Genomic DNA, 26497 nt, shown 5'->3' on the forward strand with positions numbered 1-26497 from the left:
GGTCACGCCGTGCTCCCTCGATGATCGTTGATCGGCACCGTGGGTACCTCGTCCTCGTTCGCGGCCCGGTGCACGCCACTGTAGAACCGGGTGAGCATGCTGCTGACGCTCGCGGGGTCCGGCTCGGTGTGCGACGACACCTGGATCGGCTGGGTCACGTCAGGTCTGGTCGCCGCCTGCCCGGTGTCACCAGGCAACTGTGCCAGAGGCACCCGGATCGGCAGGCCGCTGGCGCTCGTGCCCGCGGTCACCGGGCCCCGCTGCGCCGGGACCGCCGGGGCCGGCGTCGCCGGCGCGTCACCCGCGCCGCCCCGCGACCACCAGCGGGTGCCCTTGGCGGGCGGCGTGGCGTTGCCCCGCGCGGCCGCGCCGATGATGTCCTCGGCCCGGCTCGGCCCGCGCCGCTGCGCGCCCGCTGCGGGCCCACCGTTCGCGGTCCGCTGCGCGGGCGGCCCGGAGGCGGGCCCCGCCGGGCCACCGCCGGCCCCGGGCACCCCGGAGACAGGCGCACCGGGAGCCGCGCCGTTGCCACTGCCCGGCACCCGCTGCGCCGGCACCTGCGGCCCGGGCCCGCCGGAGACAGGACCAGCCGGACCACCCGGAGCGGGCACCCCGGAGACAGGTGCACCCGAACCGGGGCCGTGAGGACCGAAGCTCGACGCCGGGACGCCCGAGGCCGGGACACCGGAGACCGACGCACCCGACACGGGCACGCTCGAAACCGGCACCCCCGACACGGGCGCGGCGCGCAGCGGCACCCCGGACACCGGCATGCCGGACACCGGCACACCGGACACGGGCACACCGGACACGGGCGCCCCCGAAACCGACGCCGGCACCGGCTCGGCACCCGAAGCGTCCGAAGCGGCGGAAACGCCCGAAGCGCCCGAAGCACCCGAAGCACCCGGAGCGCCTGAAGCGGAAGCGGTCACGGGGGCGGCGACCGGCCAGGTCGGCAGGGCGACCGGCACCGCCGGCAGCGGTGGCGCCGCGACCGCCGGCACGTCCCCTTCGGCGGCCGGCCCGGCGCCGACGGCCCCGCTCGGACGCCCGGGCAGCGCCGGCAGCACGGCCGTCGGCGCGTCCTCGGCGGAGATCGCCGCGGGAGCGGGCCGCGCCTCACCGTCGGCGGAGATCGGCAGCCGCGACATGCCGGCGATGCGGTTGCCGCTGCCGTGGTACAGCCCGGCGCCCTCCGGCGGAGCGGCCAGGAGGCGGGCGGGCAGGGTCACGTAGGCCGTGACGCCCTCGTCGGTGGCGTCGAGCCGGACCTGCACGCCGTGCCGCGCCGCCAGGTGGCCGACGACGACGAGACCCATCCGCTCGGACGCGGCCACGTCGATGGCGATCGGCGCCGACACGCGGTCGTTGGCGTCGATGAGCCCGGACTCGGTCATCCCGAGCCCGCGGTCCTCGATGACGATCGTGGCCTCGCGGGTCTGCTTCGCGGGCCAGCCGGAGACGGTGACGACCGTGTCGGGCGGCGAGAACGTGGTCGCGTTCTCGAGCAGCTCGGCGAGCAGGTGGACGATGTCGGAGACGGCGTGCCCGACGACGAAGATGTCGGTGGCGACGTCGTGCCGGATCCGCGCGTACTGCTCGATCTCCGCCATCGCCGCGAGCGTCACCGCGGACAGGGACACGGGCTGCGCCCAGCGCCGGGTGGCCTCGCTGCCGGCGAGGACGAGGAGGTTCTCGTCGTTGCGGCGCATGCGGGTGGCCAGGTGGTCCAGGCGGAAGAGGTTCGCCAGCTGGTCGGGGTCGGTCTCGGCGGACTCCAGCTGGTCGAGCAGCTGCAGCTGGCGCTCGACGAGGGTCTGCGAGCGGCGGGCCAGGTTGACGAACATCGAGTTGACGTTGCGCCGCATGACGGCCTGCTCGACGGCGAGGCTGACGGCGCTGCGGTGCACGGCGGTGAACGCGTCGGCGACCTCACCGATCTCGTCGGTGGAGCGGACCCTGGTGGTGGTGTCGACGGTGACGGTCTCACCGCGTGGCAGGGTCCGCAGGCGTTGGATGGCCTCGGGGAGGCGGTGCTGCGCCACGTCGAGCGCCTGGGCCCGCAGCTGCCGCAGCGAGCGCGCCATCGACCGGCCGATGAGCCATGACAGCAGTAGCGCGACGAGCATGACCAGGACGATCACGGAGACGGCGACGATGGCGTCGGTGCGCTGCGAGGCGCTGCGGTTGCCGGCGCCCTCGATCGCGTCCTCGAGCAGCTCCTGCTCGATGGTGCGGATGTAGTCCAGCTCGCTGGTGCTGGCGAGCCACCAGTCCTCGGCGGTCACGCCGACGGCGGCGCCCCGGGCGCGGGAGATGACCTGCTGCTGGAGGCGGGCGACGGTGCCGACGGCGGTCTGGCGCAGGTTGCGGTCGTAGAGGGCCAGGTGCCGCGGGCTGGCGGAGGCGCGGAAGCGCTCGACGGCGGCCACCTGCCGCGCCTGGATCTCGGAGAACGTCTCGAAGTCGTCGGGGGCGAACTTGCCGGCGCTGGCGGCCGCGAAGATCCGCCCGCGCAACTGGTCCTTGAGCTCCTTGGCCTGGGCGAGGTCCATGAGGGACGAGACCTCGGCGACCGACTGGGAGTCGCCGCCGATGTCGGGGCGGTCGGGGACGAGCCCGAACAGGTGCTGGATGGTGGAGGAGTACTGGTCGAAGACCGCGTCCTGGCGCAGCCACCGCTGCTTGACACCCTCGCGGACCATCTGCAGGTCGGCGAAGTCGGCGCTGACCCGGTTCTGCGACTGGTTGAAGATCGGGTTGGCCAGCAGCGGGCGGGCCGCCTGGGAGAAGGCGGCGAGGGCCGCGTCGGTGGCGGCGTAGTTCGCGGCCAGCTCCTGGTTGCTCGAAGTAGACCCACTCGGCGCTTGGACGGTGGTCGATTTGGCGAGAACTCCGGCCGTTCGGTCCCTTTCCAGCTGCAGATAGTGGATGAGATTGGTCAACTGGCGGCCGACCTTGACCCCTTGGGCGAACTGGTCGAGCTTGGAGGCGTCCTGCACGGACGCGTTGATCTGGACGCCGGCGATGACGAGGAAGGCCACGGCGGGCAGCACGAGGACGGCGGCGAGCTTGGTCGGCACGCGCCAGTCGCGGACCCGGAACAGCGACGCGCTCCGTCGCTGCGGCTCTCCTGGCCTGCGGCGCCGGTGGCTGTTCACCTTCATGACGACGGCGGGAGCCCTCGATGAAGGTGGCGAAGCGAAGGTCTGCACCCCTCACACCTTTCGCATGCGTCATCGCGCTGCCTGGCAGCGTGCGAGCCTTATCAAACCAGGGTTGCGACATCTGTCCAACCACGGCATTGTGGTCCAGGTCACATTACTTGGCATTCGACTTCGGGGTTGAAACGCATCGACCAGACGGGAAGGATACGCACCGTCCGACCTGCCGCGTGTCCCAAGGAGCTTCCTGTCGTGCACACCCTCGGCCGCCGGCCCGCCGTGGCCGCGATCGCCGTGGTCACCGCGCTGCTCCTGACCGCCTGCACGAGCAAGGGCAATCCCGCGCCGAAGCCGCCGGGGTCGATCGCGATCGGCCTGCTGGTCTCCACGACCGGGCCGAACGCCGCGATCGGCCAGCAGGCGCAGCTCGGCGCGAAGCTCGCGATCGAGCTGATCAACAACGACCTCACGGACCTCAAGATCCCCCTGCCGCTGGCCCCCGGCGCCGGCCTGAGCAACGGCACGAAGCTCACCCTCGTCGTCGGCAACAACGACAGCGCGCCGGAGAAGGTCCAGAAGGAGGCCTCGCGGCTCGTGCACGACGGTGCCGTCGGGCTCGTCCTGGCCGACACCCTGGACGTCGCCGCGCCCGCCGGCCGCGAGACCGACACCATCGGCGTCGCGCTCGTCGACGCCCTGAGCACCGCGGACACGTTCGCCGACCTCAACCGGGCGGCGCACTTCCGCATCCAGCCCAGCGACCGGCAGGCGATCTCGGCCGGACTGGCGCTGCTGTACCGGGAGCGCGACACCGGCGACCAGTTCAAGCGGATCATCACCGCGACGGGCAAGGCCACCGGCACCGTCGGCGAGCAGCTCGCCAGCGTGCGCGCCTCGATCGAGGACCTCAGCCTCGCCGCCGGATACGAGGTCGGCGGCCGGCAGCAGATCGCCCTGGAGTCCGGCAGTGCCGGCGACAGCAGCTTCATCGAGAAGGGCGACGCCGTCTTCGCGTTCGTGCTCAACGCGCAGGACGCGGCGGCCGCGGTGGAGCTGGCCGGCCGGCTCAAGGGCAAGGCGCCGGTCGTCGCGCTCGGCCCCGGCGTCGGGGCGCTCGACGCGGTCAAGGGCAACAACCAGGTGCTCCGCGTCTCGGGCTGGTCCGGGGACTTCGCGGGGCGCAACCCTGTCGCGAGGATCGTCGGCGGCATGTACGAGCAGGCGTTCAACGCCAAGCTGACCGACGTCGCGGCGGCCGCGTTCACCGCGACGATGCTGCTCGCGCTGGCGATGAACACCGTCACCAGCGACCTGAGCCCGCCGACGATCCGCAACGCGGTGCAGCAGTTCTCGCTGCCGGCGACCCAGATCGTCATGCCGTGGAACGGGATCCGGTTCGACGGCGCCGGCTACAACGTGCTCGGCGCCTGCGTCGTCGAGCAGCACGCCCCCAACGGCTACCTGGTGATCCACCCCGTCGAGCTGGCGGCTACCCCGACACTGAACTTGTAGCCGCGAGCAGCCGCCGCAGCTCGTCGGGCTTCTGGTACAGCTCGTTCAGGTCGAGCACCTCGCCGCCGGACGAGACCAGGCGCCGGGCCACCAGGGGGTGCTCCCGCCGCCACCCCTGCTGCAGCAGCGCGTGCTCGACCAGCACCGACAGCAGCACGACACCCATCCACGGCGGTGCCGGCTGGTCGTCGGCGGCGGTCTCGCCGCGCCGGGCCCGCTCCACGTCGACCGGCCGGCGCAGCAGCGTGCCGGCGAGCTCGTCACGGTCGTCCGGGTCGCGGCCGAGCACCGCCCGCACCGCCCGCACGTACTCGCGGGCCTGGCGCTCGACCTCCGCGCCGTACACCTCGACCGGCAGCCGCTCGAAGCGCGTCCACTCCCCGTCGCCCGCGATCACGCCGGCGGCGAGGCCGAGCTCCTCCTCGGCGGTCAGGACGTCCAGGTCGACGGCGTCGCCGGCCAGCCCGGGCCGGGGCACCTCGTCGAGGGCGCGCAGCTCGGCGGCGAGGCCGGGGTGCCGCAGCGGCACCTCGTCGAGCAGCGCGCCGCCGTCGACCGCCGGCGCGCCCCACCGCGACAGGCGCAGCCGCCAGCCGGCGTGCAGGTCCGAGATCCGCACCGGCACCGGCTCGGCGGCGCCGTCACGGGTGAGCAGGTGGCGGCCCTCGGCCGCGGCGAACGCGGCGAACGCCGCCTCGACCGTCGCGGCCCGCAGCAGCGCCGCGGCGGCGTCCTCGACGCCGGACAGCCCGCCACCGCCCGCGGCGATCGCCGCGGCGTCGCGGACCTGCTCCACCGCGGCCCGCAGCGGTCCCGTCGCGGCGAGGACCTTGGCGTCCGCCGCCGCGGCGAGCAGGCCGCGGACCAGGTCGGGGTGCTTCGTGTCCGGCAGCGCCAGCTCGTGCGCCAGGACGATGCGCAGGTGGTCGGCGGGCAGCCCCCACACCAGGGGCAGCCCGACGCGCAGCACGCCGCCGGTGAACCGGACGGTGCCCGACCCGGTGAGAGCGACCGCGACCGGCGGGGTCGTGTCCGCGTACTTCGCCGCCTCGGTCACGAGCGAGTGCAGGGCCGTGTGGCGGGCGGCGGTCACCTTGGCGGTGTCAGGGCCGCAGTGCTCCTTCGTGGGCGCCGGGCCGGCACCGCGCAGCAGCCGGCGGCCACGCCAGGCGGCCAGCCCGCCGGGAAGTCTCGCCATGTGCCTCAGTGTGCCGCACCCGGCCCGGTAGCTGGCGGAGGCGCTCCGGCGGGACTGACACCGGCCGATGCGAAACTGGGTACTTCCCAGTAACTTACTGGTGAGTCACCATGAGGCGTGCGATATGACGTGGTGGTCATCGGTTCGGGCTTCGGCGGCAGCGTGACCGCGCTCCGCCTGGCCGAGAAGGGCTACTCGGTCGCGGTCCTGGAGGCCGGTCGGCGCTTCGCCGACGACGAGTTCCCCAAGACGTCGTGGGACGCCAAGCGCTTCCTGTGGGCGCCGGCCCTGCGCTGCTTCGGCGTCCAGCGGATCAAGCTGCTGCGCAACGTGCTGGTGCTGTCCGGCTCCGGCGTCGGCGGCGGGTCGCTGATCTACGCCAACACCCTCTACCGGCCGCTCGAGCAGTTCTACGACGACCCGCAGTGGCGCGGCATCGCCGACTGGCGCGCCGAGCTCGCACCCTTCTACGACCAGGCCGAGCGCATGCTGGGCGTCAGCGTCTACCACCGCATGACCCGGGCCGACGTCGCGATCAAGGCCGTCGCCGAGCGGATGGGCGTCGGCGACACCTTCCACCAGACCCCCGTCGGGGTGTACTTCGGCAAGTCGGGCGTCGACCCGTACTTCGGTGGGGTCGGACCGCTGCGCCACGGCTGCGAGCACTGCGGGTCGTGCATGACCGGCTGCCGGGTCGGCGCGAAGAACACCCTGGTGAAGAACTATCTGCACCTGGCCGAGCGGCTCGGCGCAGAGGTCCACCAGTTGACGACGGTGGCGTCGGTACGACCTGAGGAGGGCGGCTATCGCGTCGACACCCGCGGGACCGGGCGGCGGCGGGACCGCCGGGCGTTCCACGCGGCGCAGGTCGTGTTCGCCGCCGGCGCCCTGGGCACCCAGGAGCTGCTGCTGCGGATGCGCGCCGACGGGCACCTGCCCGAGCTGTCGGCGAGGGTCGGCACGCTCACCCGCACCAACTCCGAGTCCATCCTCGGCGCCCGTTCGCTGCGCAAGGACGTCGACTTCACCGACGGCGTGGCGATCACCAGCTCGTTCCACCCCGACGCGCACACGCACATCGAGCCCGTCCGGTACGGCCCCGGCTCCAACGCCATGGGTCTGCTGCAGACCGTCCTCACCGACGGCGGGCCGTTGCGGCCGCTGCGCTGGTTCGGGGCGTTCTTCCGGCACCCGATCCGGCACGCCCGGGTGCTCTCCGTGCGGCGCTGGTCGCACAAGACGGTGATCGCGCTGGTCATGCAGTCGCTGGACAACTCGCTCAACGTCCAGCTCCGCCGCGGCTGGACCGGCCGGCGCAAGCTCACCACGTCGCAGGGCCACGGCGAGCCCAACCCGGCCTGGATCCCGGCCGGCAACCACGCCGTCCGGCTGCTCGCCGAGGAGATCGGCGGTATGCCCGGCGGCAGCTGGACCGAGGTCTTCAACATCCCCGTCACCGCGCACATCCTCGGCGGCGCGCCGATCGGCGACTCGCCGGAGCGCGGCGTCGTGGACGCCTACCACCGCGTCTACGGCCACCCCGGCCTGCACGTGGTCGACGGCGCCGCGGTGAGCGCCAACCTGGGCGTCAACCCGTCCCTGACGATCACCGCCCAGGCGGAGCGGGCCATGTCCATGTGGCCCAACCTCGGCGAGCCCGACCCGCGGCCGCCGCTGGGTGAGGCGTACCGCCCGGTGCCGCCCGTCCCGCCCGCCAACCCCGCCGTCCCGGCCGGCGCGCCGGCGGCGTTGCGCGTCACCGCCCTGCCGGCGCCGCGGCGGCGAAGGGAGCACCTCACGTGACCCGAGGGCGCCGCATGGTCGTACCGACGCGGCGAAGGCTGAAAGAGCGGCAGTGAGGCGCAGGTCACCCCGGGGCGCCGACTAGGCTCGACGCATGACCACGCCGCCGCCGGTTCTCGTCGTCGACTTCGGTGCCCAATACGCGCAGCTGATCGCCCGCAGGGTGCGCGAGGCGCACGTGTATTCCGAGATCGTCCCGCACTCGATGCCGGTCGCGGACATGCTCGCCAAGCGCCCCGCCGCGATCATCCTGTCCGGCGGCCCGTCCTCGGTCTACGAGGAGGGCGCCCCGCAGGTCGACGCCGGCCTGTTCGACGCCGGCGTGCCGGTCTTCGGCATCTGCTACGGCTTCCAGGCGATGGCGGTCGCGCTGCGCGGCGAGGCGAGCCACACGGGGCTGCGCGAGTTCGGCGGCACCCCGCTGAGCATCGCCGAGGGCGGCGGCGTGCTGCTGCGCGGCCTGCCCGACGCGCAGTCGGTGTGGATGAGCCACGGCGACTGCGTCACCACCGCGCCGGCCGGCTTCACGGTCACCGCGGGCTCGCCGGCCGCGCCGGTCGCCGCCTTCGAGGACGTGTCGCGGCGGCTCGCCGGCGTGCAGTTCCACCCGGAGGTCGCGCACACCCCGCACGGCCAGGAGGTGCTGCGCCGGTTCCTCTACGACATCGCCGGCATCGAGCCCACCTGGACGTCCAACAACATCATCGAGGAGCAGGTCGAGGCGATCCGCGCCCGCGTCGGCAGCAAGCGCGTGCTGTGCGCGCTGTCCGGCGGCGTCGACTCCGCCGTCGCCGCGGCGCTCGTGCACAAGGCCGTCGGCGACCAGCTGACCTGCGTCTTCGTCGACCACGGCCTGCTGCGCGCCGGCGAGGCCGAGCAGGTCGAGAAGGACTACGTCGCCGCCACCGGCATCAACCTGAAGGTCGTCGACGCCTCTGCGCGTTTTCTCGGCGCCCTCGCCGGTGTGACCGACCCGGAGCAGAAGCGCAAGATCGTCGGCCGGGAGTTCATCCGGGTCTTCGAGCAGGCCGCCCGCGACCTGGAGGCGGAGGAGCACGTCGAGTTCCTCGTCCAGGGGACCCTCTACCCCGACGTGGTCGAGTCCGGCGGCGGCACCGGCACCGCCAACATCAAGTCGCACCACAACGTCGGCGGCCTCCCTGACGACCTGCAGTTCTCGCTGGTCGAGCCGCTGCGGACGCTCTTCAAGGACGAGGTGCGCGCGATCGGCGCCGCGCTAGGCCTGCCCGAGGAGATCGTCATGCGGCACCCGTTCCCCGGGCCCGGCCTGTCGATCCGGATCATCGGCGCCGTCGACGAGGAGCGGCTCGCGATCCTGCGGGCCGCCGACCTGATCGCCCGCGAGGAGCTCACCGCCGCGGGCCTGGACCGGTCGGTGTGGCAGTTCCCGGTCGTGCTGCTCGCCGACGTCCGCAGCGTCGGCGTCCAGGGCGACGGCCGCACCTACGGTCACCCGATCGTGTTGCGCCCCGTCTCCAGCGACGACGCCATGACCGCCGACTGGTCCCGGCTGCCGCACGAGCTGATCGCGAAGATCTCGACCCGGATCACCAACGAGGTCAGCGAGGTCAACCGCGTGGTGGTGGACGTGACGTCCAAGCCGCCGGGCACCATCGAGTGGGAGTGAACGGGGCTTTTCGGGTGTTGTCGGGCACGTTCATTCAGCCTTTCGGTGAGCGTCGCCCTTGCGACTGGCCTGAAAAGCCGGACAATTTATCGACGTGACTCCTGCGTTACAGCCGCTGCGCCGCATCGCGGCCTATTGCGTCATCGCCGACTCCGACGAGTTTCTGCTGGTCCGGGGGTCGGCGAAGGCCGGCACGCCCGGAGTCTGGTCGCTGCCCGGCGGCGCCGTCGACCACGGTGAGCAGCCGGTCGACACCGTCGTGCGGGAGACCGCCGCGGAGACCGGCCTCTCCGTCGCCGTCACCCGGCTGCGCGACGTCCTCGCCGACATGCGGGCGCTGCCGGACCGGGGCCTGACGATCCACACCGACCGCCTCATCTACGAGGTCACGGTGCGCGGCGGCGCGCTGCGCGACCGCGTCGGCCAGCCGACCGACCTGGCCCGCTGGGTCACCCGCGAGGAGGCCGAGCAGCTGCCGCTGCGGCGCTTCACCGCCGACGCGCTCGGCCTGCGCGAGGCCGCGGTCGACCTGCGCCCCGACGGCGTGCCCGAGGTGCCGTCCTTCTACGCCGTGCCCGGCCCCGACGGCCTGCACCGGGCCCAGCGCTTCGCGGCCTACGCCGTCTGCACCGACCGGCGCAACCGGGTCCTGCTGACCCGGATCTCCGCCGGGTACCCGGGCGGCGGCTGCTGGCACCTCCCCGGCGGCGGGACCGACTTCGGCGAGCAGCCCGGCAAGGCGCTCATCCGCGAGCTGGTCGAGGAGACGGGGCAGGAGGGCCACATCATCGAGCTGCTCGGCGTGGCGTCGCACCGGGACGCGGCCCAGCTCGGCCCCGAGGGGTACCCGATCGACTGGCACGGCGTCCGCGCGTTCTACCGCGTCCACGTGCCGCGCTCCAGCCGCCCCGTGATCCACGACGTCGGCGGCTCGACCGCCGAGGCCCGCTGGTTCGACCCCGAGGACCTCGACGAGCTGCAGCTGACGGAGGTCACCGAGGAGGCGCTGCGCGGGGCGGGCCTCCGCTAGGCCCTTTGCTTGCAGGTGCCGCGCGGGCCTCCGCTAGGCCTTTGCTTACAGGTGCCGCGCGGGCTTTCGCAGGTGCCGCGCGGGGCGGGCGTGCGTCGGGTGCTCGCGGGGCGGTTCTACGCTTGGCGCCATGTGCGCAGCTCGGGTGATCACCGTCTACGGCCGCCGCCCCGGAGGGACCGACGACGTCGGAGGGCCGGTCCGGCACGGTGAGAGCCCCTCGACCGCGATGGTCCGGCACTTCGTCGAGCAGGCCGACCTGTCCGTCGTGGTGCTCTCGGTGCTCGACGTGCACGCCGTCGTCACGCCCGACCTGCACGAGGACCGGGTCGTCTTCGAGGTCGCCCCGGCCCCCGGCGCGGCCGTCGGCGACTTCACCGAGCGGCCCGACCCCAACGGGCTGCCGACCGGGCAGCGCTTCTCCGCGTACGGCTTCGTCACCGACCCCGCCGGCCGGGTGCTGCTCGCCCAGATCGCCCCCGGCTACCCGGGCGCCGGCAAGTGGCACCTGCCGGGCGGCGGGACCGACTTCGGCGAGCAGCCCGCCGAGGCGCTGCTGCGCGAGATCATCGAGGAGACGGCTCAGCACGGGGAGATCACCGAGCTGCTCGGGGTCACCCACCGGCGCAACCCGGGCGCGATCGGCCCCGAGGGTTACCCGATCAACTGGCACGCCGTCCGGGCGCTCTACCGCGTGCTGGTGCCCTCGCCGACCACACCCAGAGTGACCGAGGCCGCCGGTGGGTCGACCGCGGCGGCGGCCTGGTTCGACCGCGCCGAGCTGCCCGGGCTCCAGCTCTCGGAGGTGGTCCAGTGGGCCGCCTCACTCCCGCGACGGGACAGTGATCGTGGTCGTTAAGATAAATTACAGGTGAATTTGGGACTACGCTGAGTAGTCCGGCGTCAGGCACGAACGAGCATGTTTTCTAGGCTGGTTCCTATCTGAGCCATCGCCAAGCGCGACACGATATGCGATGGTGTAGATCGCGAGGCAGTCTCGCGAAGACGGACACAGTGGGGCAAACGCCCCCGGAATGCGACCGTAGGAACCCCGTTCCTGCATGGAGGATCAGTGCCGAGAGCACCTTGGCAGCGACGACGCACCACGGACAGTCCGCGCCCCGGTGGCAGCAGACAGTGGGCGGGGCGGCTGCGACGCAGCGGTTCGCTCGCCCGCCAGGTGCTCTTCGCCGGGCGGGTCGGTCGCCGCGGTGACGGCAACGTCGCCGGCGCCACCTCGCTGCTCATACCGCCGCCCGCCGAGACCGAGACCCGCGAGGGCAGGGTCCGGCTCCCGCGCCTGCGTATGCGCCGCCGTGACGGACTGTCACGAGAAGTGGTGTCTGTCGCGCCGGTCAGCCCCGCCGTCCCGCCGGTCTCGCTGGATGCCGAAGAGGCTTCGAGCTTCAGCATCCCGCTGCTGCCGGGCGAGCGCACCGTCGGCCGGCGCATCCGCTTCGCCCTCGCCAACGCCTGCACCATCAGCAGCCTCCTGCTGGGCCTGTGCGCGATCTTCGTCGCCGTGAACCACGGCGACGTCCGCATCGCCGCCACCCTGCTGATCGCGTGCGTCGTCTTCGACGGCCTGGACGGCTTCCTGGCCCGCCGCCTGGGCGTCGCCAGCCCGTTCGGCGCGCAGATGGACTCCCTCGCCGACATGTGCTCCTTCGGCCTGGCCGCGCCCGTCGTCGTCTACGCCTGGCTCAGCGACTCGGCCCCGGCCGCCGCCCTCATGCCCGCCTGCGCCCTCGTGGCCGCCTGCGCCGCGATCCGCCTGGCCCGCTTCAACGTCTCCCCGAAGGACGGCCGCTTCTTCTGCGGCGTGCCGACCACCATGTGCGCGGCGGTGCTCGCCCTCGCCACGCTCATCTCCCCGGAGATGCCCGCGGCGCTGCGCGTGGCCGGCGTCGCGCTCCTCGGCCTGGCCATGGTGTCCAGCTTCCCGTATGCGAAGCTCGCCCGCCTGGCGAAGCTCCCGCCGTGGCTCTTCGTCCTGCCGGTGCTCGGCGCCCTGGTCGACTTCCGCCTGACGTTCGTCGCGGTGGTCCTGGCGTACCTGGTGAGCGGCCCGGTCCTCTGGCTCCGCCAGCGCCGCCACGCCGCCGCCTGACGTTTCCGCACCTCGCAGCGCCCCGCCTCCGGCTTCCGGACGCGGGGCGCTGCGCTGTCTCCGGCTCGACGCCCGGCCGCACGGATAGGCGTCGCGCGATCCGCCCCCCGTTTCGGAGAACGGCTTTGCGTGCGGACCGCGCCGCGTTTCCGGCGAAAAGCCGCAAATCCGCGCATTCGCCAACGTCTGTCAAGACGGCGCAGGGTGCGGGGCTGCCGTCGTCGCGGAGTGCGGGGTGCGGGACCTGGCGGACCGCAGGCGGACGCGTGGCCGTCGCCGTGGTCCGGTGGAGCGGGATCTCCACCGGACCGTGGGAGCGGGGGTCAGAGCCAGGTGGCGATGACCGTCGAGCCGCCGACGACCCGGTCGCCGGGGGCCACCGCGGGGGCGGCCTTGTCGGCGGGCAGGTAGACGTCGGTGCGGGAGCCGAAGCGGATCAGGCCGAAGCGCTCACCCTTGGCGAGCAGGGAGCCGACCGGGGCGCGCTGCACGATGCGGCGGGCGATCAGCCCTGTGCGCTGGACGACGGCGACGGGGCCGTGGGCGGTCTCCAGCAGCGTGTACGCCGCGACGTTGTGCTCGGCCTCCGGCTTCATCGCGGCCGCGTAGCCGCCGTCCTCGACGAAGTAGTCGACGACCTTGCCCGCGACCGGGGCGCGGTTGACGTGGACGTCGAGGACGGACAGGAAGACCGCGATGCGGAGGAACTCGATGTCGCCGAAGCGCTTGTCGTGCAGGCGCTCGACGCCGAGGACCTTGCCGTCGCTGGCGGCGACCACGGCGCTCGCGTCCTCGGGCACGTCGCGCTGCGGGTCGCGGAAGAACGCGGCGACGGGCGCCGCGGCCAGGGCCGGGACCAGCCACAGCTTCGACTTCGGCCGGGCGGCCTTGGCGAGGGCGGCGAGGCCGAGCGCGATGCCGGCGGCGGCGACGCCGTTGGAGTCGATGTGCATGCCCCGGGTGAGGGGGACGCTGGAGGGGCGCAGCGCCGGCAGCAGGTTGTGCGCCGCGGCGTGGTGGGCCGGGGTGTGCCGGAGGCGGTGCACGCGGACCGGCGGCACGTTGCGCAGGACGAGGTCGCTGCCCACGCCGTACAGCGCGGCCTGGCGCTCCACCTCGTCGGCGGCGCCGCTCGGCAGGCGGGTCGCCGGGACGACGACCGTGAGGACGCCGCCGGCGGTGACGAGCTTGGTCAGGCCGGCGAGGACCGTGCGGGCCTCGTCGGCGCTGCCCGTGAGGGGCTCGGCCAGGATCACCACGTCGGCGGGCTCCGCCTCGGCGAGCGACTCGACGACGCGGGTCCGGTCGGACACCCAGCGCCCCTGCCGCTCGACGTGCTCGCGGAGCGCGGCGACGGCCCCTGCGGCCGCCGAGGCGCCGGACGTGGCGACGATGGTCAGGCGGTCGTCGGGCAGCAGCGCGTCGATCGCCGCCGCGAGCGTGGCGGAGCCGGCCGCGGGGCCGACCAGGAGGCCTGTCTTGGGCCCGCCGTGGCGGGCGAGCTCGGAGGCGAGGACCCGGGCGGCGCGGTCACCGATCTGGATCGGGCGGCGGGAGACGCCGGACGCGCCGCCAACGGGAAACTGGGTCATGTCTGAAGGGCTCCTCAAGAAACGAAAGCAAGCGAAAGGCCGGCGGGGGAGACGCGCCCCGCCGGCCCAGCATATTCCGTGCCTAGTCCGTCTCGTCCGGGTCGTACGCGGGAGGTGCCGAGGAAGCCGGCGGCGCCGACGAGGCGGGGACCGAACTGGACGGCTTGTCGGACTTGTCGGAGCGCAGCGCCCCGAGCAGCCCCAGCAGGCCGAAGACGATCAGGCCGACGGCGACGATCCAGCCGGCGTTGAGTTCGACCGAGACCGCCTGGTTGAAGAGCCAGACGATGACGATGCCGAGGAAGATCAGGCCGAACGTGAGGGAGAGGCCATCGGTGCGGTGCGGCTTCACCGGGTCACCTCCAGGTTGCCGTAGCGAAGGTCGAGGTCGAGGTGCAGCTTGCCGCCACCGGCGCCGTCGGCTCCGAGGTCGGTGAACTGGTTGGTCTGGTTGAACCCGCCGCACTCGCGCCCCAGGACGTTGCAGGCGCCGCCCTGGACCCGGACGTCGACGGACACGTCCACGTTCTTCGGCAGGATGATCTCCATGTCGCCGCCGTACCCGACGCGGAAGCTGATGTCGAGGTCCTGGCCGGTGAAGTCCACCTGGCTGAGGTCGGCGCGGATGTTGCCGAAGTCGGTGCGGTAGTCGTTGCCGAGCTCGGTGACGGACACCGGGCTGATGTTGATGTTCTCGACGTCCTTCGTGCTCGGGCCGGCCGTCGTCGACGCGGTCGAGATGGCGAGGGCGAGGCTCAGCACGACGCCGAGCAGGATCATGAGCCGGGCCCGGCCGAACCACGCGCCGACGATCAGGCCGACCGCGACGATCGCGAGCGGCACCGCGAAGTACGTGCTGACCAGGAAGTCGAAGGTGGTCACCTCGAGCGCGGCGAGCACGCCGAGCGACAGGCAGATCAGCGAGAAGATCACCCGGCCGAGGCGGGAGCGCACCTTCGGCGGCTTCGGGGGCTTCGGCGGCTGCGGGGCGAGCCCCGGGTACGGCGACGCGGGCATGCCCGGCGGGTAGCCGAGCGACGCCGCGTACGGGCTGTTCCCGCTGAACGGCCCGTGCGGCGCGAACGGCGGCCGGTAACCGGTCGGCGGCACGGGCGGTGCCAGCGGCGGCAGCGGCGGCACGGGCGGCACCAGCGGCGCGGACGGCCGGGCGGTCGCCGGTGTCGCCGGAGCGGCGGCCGGGACGGGCTGGGTCACGGCGGTCTGGTGTCGCAGCCACGCCGGGTGTACGCCGGGCGTCTTGTCCGCCGATCCGCCGCCACGCCCGGTGAACGACGGTCCGGCGGACTGGAACGGCGGCACCGACGGCGGGAACGGTGCGGCAGCAGCTGGGCCCGTCCGCGGCACGAACGGCCCGGGTGGCGTCTGCGGCATCTGCGATGTCGGCGGCATCTGCGGTGCCGGCGGCATCTGCGGTGCCGGCGGCATCCAGGGCCGGCCGCCCTGCGGGTCGCCCGGCTGGTCCGGCTGCGGCCAGGGCGGCAGGTTGCCCTGCCCGCGGACGAGCAGCGCGACCACGCCGATGACCACGGCCAGGCCGACCGCGGCCGCGCCGACGTTGCGGGACATGACCAGCACGAACGCCAGCACCGCGCCGACGCCGATCACGATCGCGACCGGGGCGGACGTCGTCGACCTGCCCCGGCCGAGCAGCGCCTCCAGCGGGGAGCCGGTGTCCCCCTCGGCGGGCAGCACGAGCCAGCCCAGCAGGTACGCGACGATGCTGACCCCGCCGGCGAGCGTGAGCACGGCGAAGATGACCCGCCACAGCGTCGGGTCGGTGTTCGTGGCCCGGCCGATCGCGGCGCACACCCCGGCGACGTACCGGCCCTGCTGCGGCCGTACGAGGTTGCTGCGGCTGAATCCGAACGGCGGCACCCCTCCGGCCGCCGTTCCGAACGCCCCAGGACCACCAGGACCACCGGGCGGAGGGGGGCCGGGCGGCGGCGCGAACGGCCCGTCCCCACCGGGCGGCGGGCCGGCCGGTCCGGCGCCCGCGGGCGCACCCGGCGCGAAGCCACCGGCCGGCGGCTCGAAGTCCTCCGACGCGCGCTCCTCCTGCTCCACCTTGGTCAGATCCAGCTTCGGCTCCGCGGGGACGGTCGCCGCCTCCCCCGCGGGGTCGTCGTCCGGATCCGGGGTCGCGTCGTGCACGAGCGTCTCCGCGGGCGGCGCGCTGACCGGCGCCCCACTCGCCGGCGCCCCACTCACCGGTGCGCCGCTGACAGGCTCCGTGCCGGCGGGCGACGAGCCCGCAGGCGACAAGCTGGGGAACGGCGAGCTGGGGAACGATGTGCTGGGAAACGACAAGCTGGGGGACGACAAGCTGGAGGACGACAGGCCGGCAGGCGACACGCTGGCGGGCGCGGCGCCGGCGGACGCGGCGGGGGTGTTCTGCGACGTGGCGGCGTCGGTGGCCGTGGCGTCGTCGTCGGACCCGCCGGGCAGGTAGTCCGCCTCGTAGCTGGGCTCCATCCGTACACCATCCGGCTCTTGATCTTCCGCACGTGCGTTTGCGGCCGCCGGCTCGTCGGCGGCAGGCGGGTTCGTCATGCCACCGATCGTCGCCGACCGGGAGCCCTCCGCGCCTCAGGCATCGACCCTGACACCACCCTGATTTGCCGGTTCCGGGGTGGCTCGGAGTGGTCCGGGCGTCGGTCGGCATGTGACGATCTGGTGGAACCCAGTCACGACCGCGAACCGAAACGAGTCCGATGACCAGCCCAGTGCCCGTCCGCCGCCTCTACCGCGAGCCCGCGGACCGGGTCGTCGCGGGGGTCGCCGCCGGCATCGCCGCGCACCTGGGCGCCTCCGTGGTGCTGGTGCGGGTGGCGTTCGTGCTGCTCGCGGCCTTCAGCGGGCTCGGCGCGCTGCTCTACGCGGCGTTCTGGGCGGTGCTGCCGATGCCGCCGCACGTGCGGTCGGGCCGGCGCAACGTCAACCAGCTCTTCTCGTTCCTCGCGCTCGGCGTCGGCATGGTGCTGCTGGTGATGATGGCCGGGCCCGGCGACGGCATCCAGGCCGTGATCGGCTGGCTGGCCGCCGTCATCGCGCTCGGCGCCGGCATCATCTGGCACCAGGCCGACCCGAAGCGGCGCGAGCGCTGGACGGCGACCGTGCCCGGGATGCCCTGGCTCGGCGCCGTGATGGACAACAACCGCAAGTCCTACCTGGTCCGGTTCATCGGCGGTGGCCTGCTCGTCGTCGTCGGCATCATCGGCGCGTTCGTCGTGGGGGTGCCGATCTCCGGCGCCACGCTCGCCTCGATCGGCTACGGCCTCGGCTTCGCCGCGGTCGCCCTCGCCGGCGTCGGCCTCGCCCTGGCCCCGCTGCTCTACCGCATGTTCACGCAGCTCAGCACGGAGCGCGAGGCGCGGGTGCGCGAGCAGGAGCGGGCCGAGCTGGCCGCCATGATCCACGATCAGGTGCTGCACACCCTGGCCCTGATCCAGCGCAACGCCGGCGACCTGAAGGAGGTCCAGCGCCTCGCCCGCGGGCAGGAGCGGACCCTGCGCAACTGGCTGTACAAGCCGACCGCGTCGCCGACGGAGAAGTTCAGCGCCGCCCTGGAGGAGGCGTCGGCCGAGGTCGAGGACACGTTCGCGATCGCGGTCGAGACCGTCGTCGTCGGTGACGTCGACGTCGACGAGCGGGTCGCGGCGATCGTCGCCGCCGCCCGCGAGGCTTTGGTCAACGCGGCCAAGCATGCCAAGGTCGAGACCGTCTCGCTCTACGCGGAGGTCGAGCCCGACTGTGTGAGCGTGTTCGTCCGCGACCGGGGCGTCGGCTTCGAGCTCACCGCCGTCGAGTCCGACCGGCACGGCGTGCGGGGCTCGATCCTGGCCCGCATGCGGCGCCACGGGGGCAAGGCGGAGATCCGCAGCACACCGGGCGACGGCACCGAGGTGCGGTTGAGCCTGCCCATCGATACGGAGAAGTGATGACTGACGAGACCCAGCGCCTGCGGGTGTTCCTGGTCGACGACCACGCCATGTTCCGGGCGGGGGTCCGCGCCGAGCTCGGCGTGCACGTCGACGTGATCGGTGAGGCCAGCGGGGTCGCGGAGGCGGTGCAGAAGATCAGCGCACTGGAGCCCGACGTGGTGCTGCTGGACGTGCACATGCCCGACGGCGGCGGCCGGGCCGTCCTCGACGCGATGCGCCGCGCGCGGCCGCAGGTCAAGTTCCTGGCGCTGTCGGTCTCCGACGCCGCCGAGGACGTCATCGGGCTGATCCGGGCCGGCGCGCGGGGGTACGTCACCAAGACCATCTCGCCGGACGAGCTCGCCGACGCGATCCGCCGGGTCGCCGACGGCGACGCCGTCTTCAGCCCGCGCCTGGCCGGCTTCGTGCTCGACGCGTTCGCCGCGCGCCCCGACGCACCGGTCGCCGACCCGGAGCTCGACCAGCTGACCAACCGCGAGCGCGAGGTGCTGCGGCTGCTGGCGCGCGGTTACGCGTACAAGGAGATCGCCAAGGAGCTCTATATCTCGATCAAGACGGTCGAGACACACGTGTCCAACGTGCTGCGCAAGCTGCAGATGTCGAACCGGTATGAGCTGTCCCGCTGGGCTGCAGATCGCCGCCTGGTTTGATTTTTTTCGCGGGATTTCCGGACAAACTGGTGTGACTGGTGTGACTGGTGTTGCCCAGGAGGTGACAGGAGGGGGCTCCGACCGCTAGAAACGAGCGTCCCCCTGATTCTCGTCAAAGGTGGTCCAGTCACCGTGTCACGCATTTCCCGTATGGCCGGTCTGGCCGCAGCGGTGCTCGTCGGGGGTGCCGTCGCGCTCAGTGGAGCCGGCGCCGCCTACGCCGAGACCGTCACCGGCAAGCAGGTCTCGATCGATGACGCTGCACACGCGATCAAGGTCATCAACTCGAAGAACACCGAGAACAACGCCAACGGCAACGAGACCGCCGCGCCGCGTCTCGGCCTGAAGGTCGCTGGTGCGTCCGAGCCTGTCCTCGCGTACTGCATCGACTTCAAGCGCAACATCAGCGACCCCAACTACGTCGAGTCCGCGTGGTCGAACAACGGCAACCCCACGCCGACCGCCGCCGAGCTCGGCCGGGTCAAGTGGGTCCTGACCCACGGCTACCCGACCGTGGGCGCTGCCGCGCTGGTCGAGGCCGCGAAGGGCAAGGCGGCCGGTATCGATGCCGAGCTGCTCAAGAAGCTGGTCTACGCCGGCACCCAGAGCGCCATCTGGACGATCACGGACTCCGAGCTGTTCGCCCTCCGTGACAACAACGAGGGCTTCAACACGGGCAACACGACGGATCAGTACGCCGTCATCGTCGCCGTCAGCGAGTACCTCGTGAAGGCGTCGCAGGACGCGGGCGCCGACCCGCAGCCGAAGCTCGAGATCAACCCGGCCACCCTGTCCGGTGTGGTCGGCAAGAAGATCGGCCCGTTCACCGTCGTCTCCGGTGGTGGCGACGCCGCCCTCACGGCCACCGGCGGCAAGCTCGTCGACGAGGCCGGCAAGGCCGTCACGTCCCTGCCGAATGGCGGCAAGTTCTACGTCGTCGCCGACGCCGTGGGCACCGTGACGATCGACGCCAAGGGCAGCGGCTCCGTGCCGATCGGCCGCATGTTCGTCACCGCCAAGGAGCCGAACAAGACGCAGAAGCTGATCCTGGCAGGCGTCGCCGGCACCGAGCTCGAGGCGAAGGCCACGGTCACCGTGAACGCCGCCCCGCCGGAGCTGCCGGTCACCGGTGTGAAGCTCACCGGCGCGATCACCGCGGGCGTCCTGCTCGTCGCGGGTGGCATCGCCCTGCTGCTGGTGGTCCGCCGCCGCCGGCAGGTCCGCTTCACCGCCTAGTTCCCCGGTTTCGTCGCGTGCCCGGTCTTCCTCGGAAGGCCGGGCACGCCGCGTTTTCAGGGCCGCGTTTTCAGGGCGTTTTCAGGGCCGTGTTCTTCAGGCCGTGTGGAACACCGAGAAGGCCTCGGCGAGGCGGCCCGGCGTCTGCGACGTGGCCGACAGGCGGGCCCGCAGCATGCCGTCCAGGTCCTCGATGTGCGACGTCTGCGACACGTGTGCCTTGAGCGCTTTGAGCTTCCGCTCGTACGTGTCGGTGACGTCGACCAGATGATCCGGGTCCGGTCCGCCGGAGTACCAGATCTCGCGGACGGTCCACGCGGGCAGGTCGAGCTCCGTGAACGTGAACGGGTTGCGCGCGTCCGGGTAGACCGCGCACGTCGTTGCCTCCCCGGCCGCCAGATGATCGGGGTGGCTCGGCCCGGCGATCCGGTCCCAGCGCCGCAGCGGCGAGTTGGTCAGGACCCGGTCGGGGCGGAACCGGCGGATCGCCGCGGTGATGTCGCGCCGCAGCTCGATCGACGCCGTGAGCAGCCCGTCGCGGTAGCCGTCGAGGAACTCGACATGATCCACCCCGACGACCGCGGCCGCCGCGCGCTGCTCCGCCTCCCGCAGCGCCGGCATCATGGCGCGCGGGGTGTCGTCGAAGCCGCCGGCGTCGCCGCGCGTCACCAGCAGATACCCCACCTCGAGCCCGGCGTCGACCCAGCCGGCGACGGTGCCGGCGCTGCCGAAGTCGACGTCGTCGGGGTGGGCGAACACGCACAGCACCCGCCGGACGTCCTGGAGCGGGGCTGCTGATCTCGGGAAGCTCATGGCTTCCTGTTTACCGTTTCATCGCCTGTACCGGCGAGCGTCCCGCCAGGTCCGCGGTCGGCACCGCGGGCGGGTCTGCCCGTAGCGGGGCCTTCGAGGCCGCACTGCCTCTGCCACCCCACGCATCGCCGCAGGTCCGGCGGGCTCCGGCGGTACAGACGCCGCAAACGCCGGAACGCGCGCCTCGGCGGTCCGGGCGAGGGCTACAGCGGGCCGCGGCCGGCGCGGAGGATGAGCAGGGCCAGCTGGGTGCCGTCGGCGCCGAGCTCCGCGGAGAAGCGCTCCAGGATCTCCCGCTCGCGGGACAGCACCAGCCGCGTGCCACCGGCGGCGACGCGGGTCGCGCCGACCTCGCGGGAGATCGCGGCCCGCTCCTTCCAGAGCGCGACCAGCGCCGCGTCGATCTCGTCGATCCGGTTGCGCAGGCCGGCGATGTGCTCGTCGGCGGCGGGCTGCTGTTCCATGGTGATGGCGGCCATTCTCTCGTCCTTGTCAGCTCTGGCTCTGGTGCCCCGCCCCGGGAACGCGAACGCCCCGGGCTCGGGAGCCCGGGGCGTCAGTAGGTTTCAGCGTTCAGGCGCGACCTACGGCTGCCGGACTCCCGGAGCCGTAAAAAAAGTACACACGCGCCTGCTCGATCACGTCACCGAGTATGGCACGGCCTTCTCCGCGACGTGAAGGGCTCCGCCGCTTTTCTGTCACACGCCACGTGCGGGCCGGGTGAGCCGGGTGGAAGTGTCGGTGGGTCGGCATAGACTCGCCGGTGCGATGCATGCTCTCTTCGATCTTCCTCAGTCAGAGCCGGCCGGCGTGACCGCTCCCGCCGCCCCGGCCCAGCCGTCCCGCCGCCGTGACGCGGAGTCGCTGCTCGAGGGGCTCAACGGCCCGCAGCGCGACGCCGTGATCCACGAGGGCTCCCCGCTGCTCATCGTGGCCGGCGCCGGCTCCGGCAAGACCAAGGTGCTGACCAGCAGGATCGCCTATCTGCTCGCGGCGCGGCACGTGCACCCCGGCGAGATCATCGCGATCACGTTCACCAACAAGGCCGCCGGCGAGATGAAGGAGCGCGTCGCCAACCTCGTCGGCGGGCGCGCCCGGCTGATGTGGGTGTCCACGTTCCACTCCGCCTGCGTGCGCATCCTGCGCGCCGAGCACGGTCACGCCGGCCTCAAGTCGACGTTCTCGATCTACGACGCCGACGACTCGCGCCGGCTCATGCAGCTCGTCATCCGCGAGCTCGACCTCGACCCGAAGCGCTATCCGGCCCGCGGCCTCGCCGCCCAGGTCTCCAACCTCAAGAACGAGCTGGTCGACCCAGAGACGTTCGCGGCCAGGGCGGTCGGGCCGGCCGAGCGCGCCCTCGCCGAGGCGTACACGCTCTATCAGCAGCGGCTCACCGAGGCCCACGCCCTCGACTTCGATGACCTGATCATGCGGGTGGTGCACCTGCTGCAGAGCCACCCCGAGGTCGCCGAGACCTATCGCCGCCGCTTCCGCCACGTGCTCGTCGACGAGTACCAGGACACCAACCACGCGCAGTACATGCTGGTGAAGGAGCTCGTCGGCAGCACCGGCGAGCTGTGCGTCGTCGGCGACGCCGACCAGTCGATCTACGCGTTCCGCGGCGCCACGATCCGCAACATCCTCGAGTTCGAGCGCGACTACCCCGACGCCCGCACCATCCTCCTGGAGCAGAACTACCGCTCCACCCAGACGATCCTGTCCGCCGCCAACGCGGTCATCGGGCGCAACACGGAGCGCAAGCCCAAGCGCCTGTGGAGCGACCAGGGCGCCGGCGAGCAGATCGTCGGCTATGTCGCCGACACCGAGCACGCCGAGGCCGACTGGGTCGCCCGCGAGATCGACCGGCTCTCCGACAACGCCGGCGTCCGCCCCGCCGACGTCGCCGTCTTCTACCGCACCAACGCGCAGTCCCGCGTGTTCGAGGAGATGTTCATCCGCTTCGGCCTGCCGTACAAGGTCGTCGGCGGCGTCCGGTTCTACGAGCGCAAGGAGGTCCGCGACGCCCTCGCGTACCTGCGCGCCGTGGTCAACGAGGACGACACCGTCAGCATCCGCCGCGTCCTCAACACCCCCCGCCGCGGCATCGGCGACCGGGCCGAGGCCTGCGTCGAGGCCCTCGCGTCCCGCGAGCGCATCTCCTTCGGCGCCGCCCTGCGCCGCGCCGCGGAGGCCCCCGGCATCTCCACCCGCGCCGTCAACGCCATCGGCGACTTCGTCGCGTTGCTGGACGAGCTGCGCACCCTCGCCGAGACCGCGCTGCCCGAAGAGGTCCTCGAGGCCGCCATCGAGCGCTCCGGCTACCTCGGCGAGCTGGAGGAGAGCACCGACCCGCAGGAGGCCGGCCGCGTTGAGAACCTGCAGGAGCTCGTCAGCGTCGCCCGCGAATACACCGAGCGCGCCGAGGCCACCATCGCCGTCGCCGCCGAGCAGGGCGACGCCACCGCCGCCCCGCCCGCCACCGTCGCCGGCTTCCTGGAGCAGGTCTCCCTCGTCGCCGACGCCGACCAGATCCCCGACGACGACCCCGACCACACCGGCGTCGTCACCCTCATGACCCTGCACACCGCCAAGGGCCTCGAGTTCCCCGTGGTCTTCCTCACCGGCCTCGAGGACAGTGTCTTCCCGCACCAGCGCTCCATGAGCGACCGCAAGGAGCTGGAGGAGGAGCGCCGCCTGGCGTATGTCGGCATCACCCGGGCCCGCCAGCGCCTCTACATCTCCCGCGCCGTCACCCGCTCCGCCTGGGGTCAGCCCGCCTACAACCCGCCGTCCCGCTTCCTGGAGGAGCTCCCGCCCGAGCTGGTCCGCTGGGAGCGCACCGACGCCGCGTACACCAGCTGGTCCGGCGGCGGCGGCCACGGCGGCCGCAACACCGGCCCCGCCCAGTCCCGCACGTCCTCCTTCGTCGGCGGCACTCCGAAGGCCGCCCAGCTCGCCGCGAAGCTCGGCCTGGACGCCTCCAAGCTCTCCACCGCCAGCGAGCTCGCCCGCGACATCCCGTCGCTCACCGTCGGCGACCGCGTCAACCACCAGCGCTATGGCCTGGGCCGCGTCCTCGCCGTCGAAGGCACCGGCCCCCGCACCCAGGCCCAGGTCGACTTCGGCGACCAGGTCATGTGGATCGTCCTGCGCCACGCCCCCATCGACAAACTCTGACCTCCCCACCCCGCCCGCTGGGCGCGCGGCCCGCCCGCCGGCGGACCGTCCCTTCGGGTGGCGTGCTCCCCGGCGGCCCGGCCGTCGGCGAACTGCGTGACGGTCCGTCCGGCCCGCGGTTGCCGCCGCTGCTCGCGGGCCGTCCGGGGTCGTGCGGTTCGGTGGTTGCTCGGGGAACGCGGCTCATGCTGATCCGGGTTTGCCTGACCGGCGGAAGCCGCCATCGGCGCCGGGTCGCACTGGATCTCCGTTCCGGGCGCTGATCTTTACCCCGCCGCCGTGATCGAAGGACGATGCTGGCCGTCTGGACAGCCAATCCCGTCCGTGGATCAACGACGTGGTGATCGATGTTGCTGCCAGCGGCGCCGGGTGGCAGTGGGTTTCCGTTCCAGCGCTGATCTTTACCCCGTCGCCGTGATCGAAGGACGATGCTGGTCGTCTGGGCGGCCAATCTTGTCCGTGGATCAACGACGTGGTGATCGATGTTGCGGCTGGTTGTCTGTGGGGGTCGGTCATCGGTTGCCTGATGGGCGGGAGTTGCCGGCGGAGTCGGGTGGCAGTGGGTTTCCGTTCCGGGTGCTGATCTTTACCGTGTCGTCGTGATCGAAGGACGATGCTGGTCGTCTGGGCAGCCGATCCTGTCTGTGGATCAACGACGTCGTGATCGGCGTTGCGGGCGGGTTGTCTGTGGGGGTCGGTCACCGGATGCGGCGCGAGCCGCTGGCTCTGCCTCGCGCCTCGGCGCGGGCAGTGCACCGCGAAGCGGCGCATTGGGGTGCGCCCCGCCGGGACCCGCCGCGGCAGCGGTGGGGCGGGAGCACAGCGGGGGTGAGAATCCCTGCTGGGACCCGCCGCGGCAGCGGTGGGGCGGGAGTGCAGCGGGTGAGGATTCCCGCCGGGACCTGCCGCGGCGGCGGTGGGGGATTGCAGCAGCCTCAGCCGTAGATGTCTTCGGTGTGCTTCTGGATGTCGACGCCGTGTTTGCGCATGAAGGCGAGGGGCTCGACCGGCTTGTCGTGGTCGCGGACCTCGAAGTGCAGGTGGGCGCCGAACGAGTGGCCGGTGTTGCCGGTGAGGGCGATCCTGTCGCCGGCCCTCACGAGCTGGCCCTCCTTGCACAGGAGCTTGGAGGCGTGGCCGTACACGGTGACGATGCCGTCGCCGTGGTCGATCATGACGTTGTAGCCGTAGCCGCCGTTCCAGCGGCAGAGGATGACCTTGCCGGCGGCGACGGCGTTGAAGGGGGTGCCTTGCGGGGCGCCCAGGTCGACGCCGGGGTGGAGGCGGCCCCAGCGCTCGCCGTAGAACGAGGTCAGCGTGTAGCGCTGGATGGGAAGGATCCACACGTCGGGGGCCGGCATGTTCACGGTCGACAGGGGGTTGCCGGAGCGGGAGCGGCTGGCGCGGTCGTCGGGAACGGCCGCCCGCACGCTGACGTCGTCGAAGTTGCCGCTCGCCTCCAGGGCGAGTCCGTTGGGCGGCTCGGGAAGGGCGGCGGACACGCCGAGGGCGACGATGCCGGCGCCCACGACGGCGGTGGTCAGCACGGCCGCGTAGCGGGTGTGCGCCGACTGGGCGCGATGGTGACCGCGGTACGCATGGTGAGCCTGGGCATCATCCATATGCGCACACCCCAGCAATTCTGGAAAAAGACGGAAATGACGGAGACGTCATTCGAGTGCAATGCTGAACCGCAGGCCACCGTAGCCAATGCGGAATGCGTGCCACAAGCCACGACAGGCCCTGTGGGTCAATGAGTGCCCGGGTGGTTGGTTGTGCGTAACCCGGGGTCCGCAAGGTCGTTGCGGGCGCTCCATGCGGTACCTTCGGGCCAGGCGTGCGCCGCAACGGAGCGGTGCCTCCAACGGGAAGGACCGTGAGGATGAGCGCGCGGACCCGCGTCGTCATCGCCAAGCCCGGCCTGGACGGGCACGACCGAGGCGTCAAGATCGTCGCCCGGGCACTCCGGGACGCCGGGATGGAGGTCATCTACACGGGCCTGCACCAGACGCCGGAGCAGATCGTGGAGACCGCCATCCAGGAGGACGCCGACGCGGTCGGCCTGTCGGTCCTGTCGGGTGCGCACATGACCCTGTTCCGGAAGGTCATCGAGCTGCTCGCCGAGCGCGGCGCCGACGACATCCTCGTGTTCGGCGGCGGCATCATTCCCGACGACGACCTGCCGGAGCTCGAGCGGCTCGGCGTCAGGAAGATCTTCACGCCGGGGGCGACCACGCAGTCGATCGTGGAATGGGCCCGCGAGCACATCGTGCCAGCGCATGCCTGATTGACGGCATTCAATCAGAAATTGTACGGAAAAGGGAGAGGCCGGACGCACCCCTCACACGTCCGGCCTCTCTATCGCACGATGCCCCGCCGCCACCCCTCGACCGACAGGGCATCGGCCGTTTTGGTGCCGGCCCTACCCCTGCGGGCGGGCCGACACTGCACTCAACGACGGCCGTCCGGCCCGGTTACGCGCGCCCGGGGGTGTCCCTCTAAAGAGGTAGCGGCTGTGGAATCGGGCACACCCCGCACCCGCCAAGTCGCAGCCTGTTCAGACCTGGTTAGGCTGCGAGCGTTGAGCCGTCCTCGCGAT

At 72.5% G+C, this 26497-nt stretch carries 19 protein-coding genes; 11 read left to right on the plus strand and 8 right to left on the minus strand.

The window, feature by feature from the left end; translation table 11 throughout:
* Positions 1-2: 2 nt before the first annotated feature.
* A complete protein-coding gene (locus tag ACFY3L_RS26360) occupies positions 3-3215 on the minus strand; it encodes a nitrate- and nitrite sensing domain-containing protein (RefSeq protein WP_389329221.1) in 3213 nt (1070 codons plus the stop codon).
* Positions 3216-3416: 201 nt separating this feature from the next.
* Here ACFY3L_RS26360 and ACFY3L_RS26365 point away from each other — a divergent pair, with 201 nt between their 5' ends.
* Complete coding sequence (locus tag ACFY3L_RS26365; RefSeq protein WP_389329224.1) at positions 3417-4676, plus strand: ABC transporter substrate-binding protein; 1260 nt, start codon at positions 3417-3419, stop codon at positions 4674-4676.
* On the opposite strand, the gene ACFY3L_RS26370 is transcribed toward ACFY3L_RS26365, so the two are convergent.
* The gene (locus ACFY3L_RS26370) at positions 4654-5874 is read right to left on the minus strand and encodes a hypothetical protein (protein ID WP_389329227.1); all 1221 of its coding nucleotides are present in this window, start codon (positions 5872-5874) and stop codon (positions 4654-4656) included. The two genes, ACFY3L_RS26365 and ACFY3L_RS26370, sit on opposite strands and share 23 nt — an antisense overlap.
* Positions 5875-5991: 117 nt before the next feature.
* Between ACFY3L_RS26370 and ACFY3L_RS26375 the strand changes: the two genes are divergently transcribed.
* The 5 genes from ACFY3L_RS26375 to ACFY3L_RS26395 all read left to right on the plus strand — a co-directional run bounded on the left by ACFY3L_RS26375 (position 5992) and on the right by ACFY3L_RS26395 (position 12465).
* Positions 5992-7677, plus strand: a complete 1686-nt coding sequence (locus ACFY3L_RS26375) for an FAD-dependent oxidoreductase (RefSeq protein WP_389329229.1) — start codon at positions 5992-5994, stop codon at positions 7675-7677.
* Between the two features lie 94 nt (positions 7678-7771).
* Complete coding sequence (guaA, locus tag ACFY3L_RS26380) at positions 7772-9325, plus strand: glutamine-hydrolyzing GMP synthase (protein ID WP_389329232.1); 1554 nt, start codon at positions 7772-7774, stop codon at positions 9323-9325.
* A 94-nt stretch (positions 9326-9419) separates the two neighbouring features.
* Entirely contained in the window at positions 9420-10355 is a 936-nt protein-coding gene (locus ACFY3L_RS26385; RefSeq protein ID WP_389329235.1) for an NUDIX domain-containing protein, read from the plus strand.
* Positions 10356-10485: 130 nt separating this feature from the next.
* Complete coding sequence (locus ACFY3L_RS26390) at positions 10486-11214, plus strand: NUDIX hydrolase (RefSeq protein WP_389329238.1); 729 nt, start codon at positions 10486-10488, stop codon at positions 11212-11214.
* Between the two features lie 291 nt (positions 11215-11505).
* Positions 11506-12465, plus strand: a complete 960-nt coding sequence (locus ACFY3L_RS26395; RefSeq protein WP_389330096.1) for a CDP-alcohol phosphatidyltransferase family protein — start codon at positions 11506-11508, stop codon at positions 12463-12465.
* 323 nt (positions 12466-12788) lie between these two features.
* Here the strand turns inward: ACFY3L_RS26395 and ACFY3L_RS26400 are convergent, their stop codons facing one another.
* The 3 genes from ACFY3L_RS26400 to ACFY3L_RS26410 form a co-directional block, all read right to left on the minus strand.
* Entirely contained in the window at positions 12789-14057 is a 1269-nt protein-coding gene (locus ACFY3L_RS26400; RefSeq protein ID WP_389329241.1) for a phosphatidylserine decarboxylase, read from the minus strand.
* A gap of 82 nt (positions 14058-14139) precedes the next feature.
* Positions 14140-14409 (minus strand): hypothetical protein, encoded by a 270-nt coding sequence (locus tag ACFY3L_RS26405; RefSeq protein ID WP_389329244.1) that lies wholly within the window; start codon positions 14407-14409, stop codon positions 14140-14142.
* Entirely contained in the window at positions 14406-16550 is a 2145-nt protein-coding gene (locus ACFY3L_RS26410) for a PspC domain-containing protein (RefSeq protein WP_389329247.1), read from the minus strand. The genes ACFY3L_RS26405 and ACFY3L_RS26410 overlap by 4 nt, the downstream gene beginning before the upstream one ends.
* A 239-nt stretch (positions 16551-16789) precedes the next feature.
* Between ACFY3L_RS26410 and ACFY3L_RS26415 the strand changes: the two genes are divergently transcribed.
* The 3 genes from ACFY3L_RS26415 (at position 16790) to ACFY3L_RS26425 (ending at position 19905) form a co-directional block, all read left to right on the plus strand.
* Positions 16790-18016, plus strand: a complete 1227-nt coding sequence (locus ACFY3L_RS26415; protein ID WP_389329250.1) for a PspC domain-containing protein — start codon at positions 16790-16792, stop codon at positions 18014-18016.
* Entirely contained in the window at positions 18016-18669 is a 654-nt protein-coding gene (locus ACFY3L_RS26420) for a response regulator transcription factor (protein WP_360557964.1), read from the plus strand. The genes ACFY3L_RS26415 and ACFY3L_RS26420 overlap by 1 nt, the downstream gene beginning before the upstream one ends.
* A gap of 132 nt (positions 18670-18801) precedes the next feature.
* A complete protein-coding gene (locus tag ACFY3L_RS26425; protein ID WP_389329254.1) occupies positions 18802-19905 on the plus strand; it encodes a thioester domain-containing protein in 1104 nt (367 codons plus the stop codon).
* Positions 19906-20001: 96 nt separating this feature from the next.
* On the opposite strand, the gene ACFY3L_RS26430 is transcribed toward ACFY3L_RS26425, so the two are convergent.
* Positions 20002-20718: a PIG-L deacetylase family protein gene (locus ACFY3L_RS26430; RefSeq protein WP_389329257.1), complete on the minus strand. Its 717-nt coding sequence runs from the start codon at positions 20716-20718 to the stop codon at positions 20002-20004.
* 203 nt (positions 20719-20921) lie between these two features.
* Positions 20922-21278, minus strand: a complete 357-nt coding sequence (locus ACFY3L_RS26435; protein WP_389330099.1) for a chorismate mutase — start codon at positions 21276-21278, stop codon at positions 20922-20924.
* Positions 21279-21486: 208 nt separating this feature from the next.
* On the opposite strand from ACFY3L_RS26435, the gene pcrA reads away from it, so the two are divergent.
* Entirely contained in the window at positions 21487-23898 is a 2412-nt protein-coding gene (gene pcrA / locus ACFY3L_RS26440; RefSeq protein WP_389329260.1) for a DNA helicase PcrA, read from the plus strand.
* Between the two features lie 935 nt (positions 23899-24833).
* Here pcrA and ACFY3L_RS26445 read toward each other — a convergent pair.
* The gene (locus ACFY3L_RS26445) at positions 24834-25520 is read right to left on the minus strand and encodes a M23 family metallopeptidase (protein WP_389329263.1); all 687 of its coding nucleotides are present in this window, start codon (positions 25518-25520) and stop codon (positions 24834-24836) included.
* Between the two features lie 260 nt (positions 25521-25780).
* Here ACFY3L_RS26445 and ACFY3L_RS26450 point away from each other — a divergent pair, with 260 nt between their 5' ends.
* Positions 25781-26185, plus strand: coding sequence for a cobalamin B12-binding domain-containing protein (locus tag ACFY3L_RS26450; RefSeq protein WP_389329266.1), 405 nt, complete (start codon positions 25781-25783; stop codon positions 26183-26185).
* The last annotated feature ends 312 nt before the right edge of the window (positions 26186-26497 follow it).

It is taken from the genome of Dactylosporangium sp. NPDC000521, assembly GCF_042898305.1.
GTDB lineage: Bacteria > Actinomycetota > Actinomycetes > Mycobacteriales > Micromonosporaceae > Dactylosporangium.

Coding starts and splice junctions, on each gene's coding strand:
- ACFY3L_RS26400 (WP_389329241.1), bottom strand. CDS start 14,057: ATGACCCAGTTTCCCGTTGGCGGCGCGTCCGGCGTCTCCCGCCGCCCG.
- guaA (WP_389329232.1), top strand. CDS start 7,772: ATGACCACGCCGCCGCCGGTTCTCGTCGTCGACTTCGGTGCCCAATAC.
- pcrA (WP_389329260.1), top strand. CDS start 21,487: ATGCATGCTCTCTTCGATCTTCCTCAGTCAGAGCCGGCCGGCGTGACC.
- ACFY3L_RS26390 (WP_389329238.1), top strand. CDS start 10,486: ATGTGCGCAGCTCGGGTGATCACCGTCTACGGCCGCCGCCCCGGAGGG.
- ACFY3L_RS26415 (WP_389329250.1), top strand. CDS start 16,790: ATGACCAGCCCAGTGCCCGTCCGCCGCCTCTACCGCGAGCCCGCGGAC.
- ACFY3L_RS26420 (WP_360557964.1), top strand. CDS start 18,016: ATGACTGACGAGACCCAGCGCCTGCGGGTGTTCCTGGTCGACGACCAC.
- ACFY3L_RS26370 (WP_389329227.1), bottom strand. CDS start 5,874: ATGGCGAGACTTCCCGGCGGGCTGGCCGCCTGGCGTGGCCGCCGGCTG.
- ACFY3L_RS26410 (WP_389329247.1), bottom strand. CDS start 16,550: ATGGAGCCCAGCTACGAGGCGGACTACCTGCCCGGCGGGTCCGACGAC.
- ACFY3L_RS26450 (WP_389329266.1), top strand. CDS start 25,781: ATGAGCGCGCGGACCCGCGTCGTCATCGCCAAGCCCGGCCTGGACGGG.
- ACFY3L_RS26430 (WP_389329257.1), bottom strand. CDS start 20,718: ATGAGCTTCCCGAGATCAGCAGCCCCGCTCCAGGACGTCCGGCGGGTG.
- ACFY3L_RS26445 (WP_389329263.1), bottom strand. CDS start 25,520: ATGGATGATGCCCAGGCTCACCATGCGTACCGCGGTCACCATCGCGCC.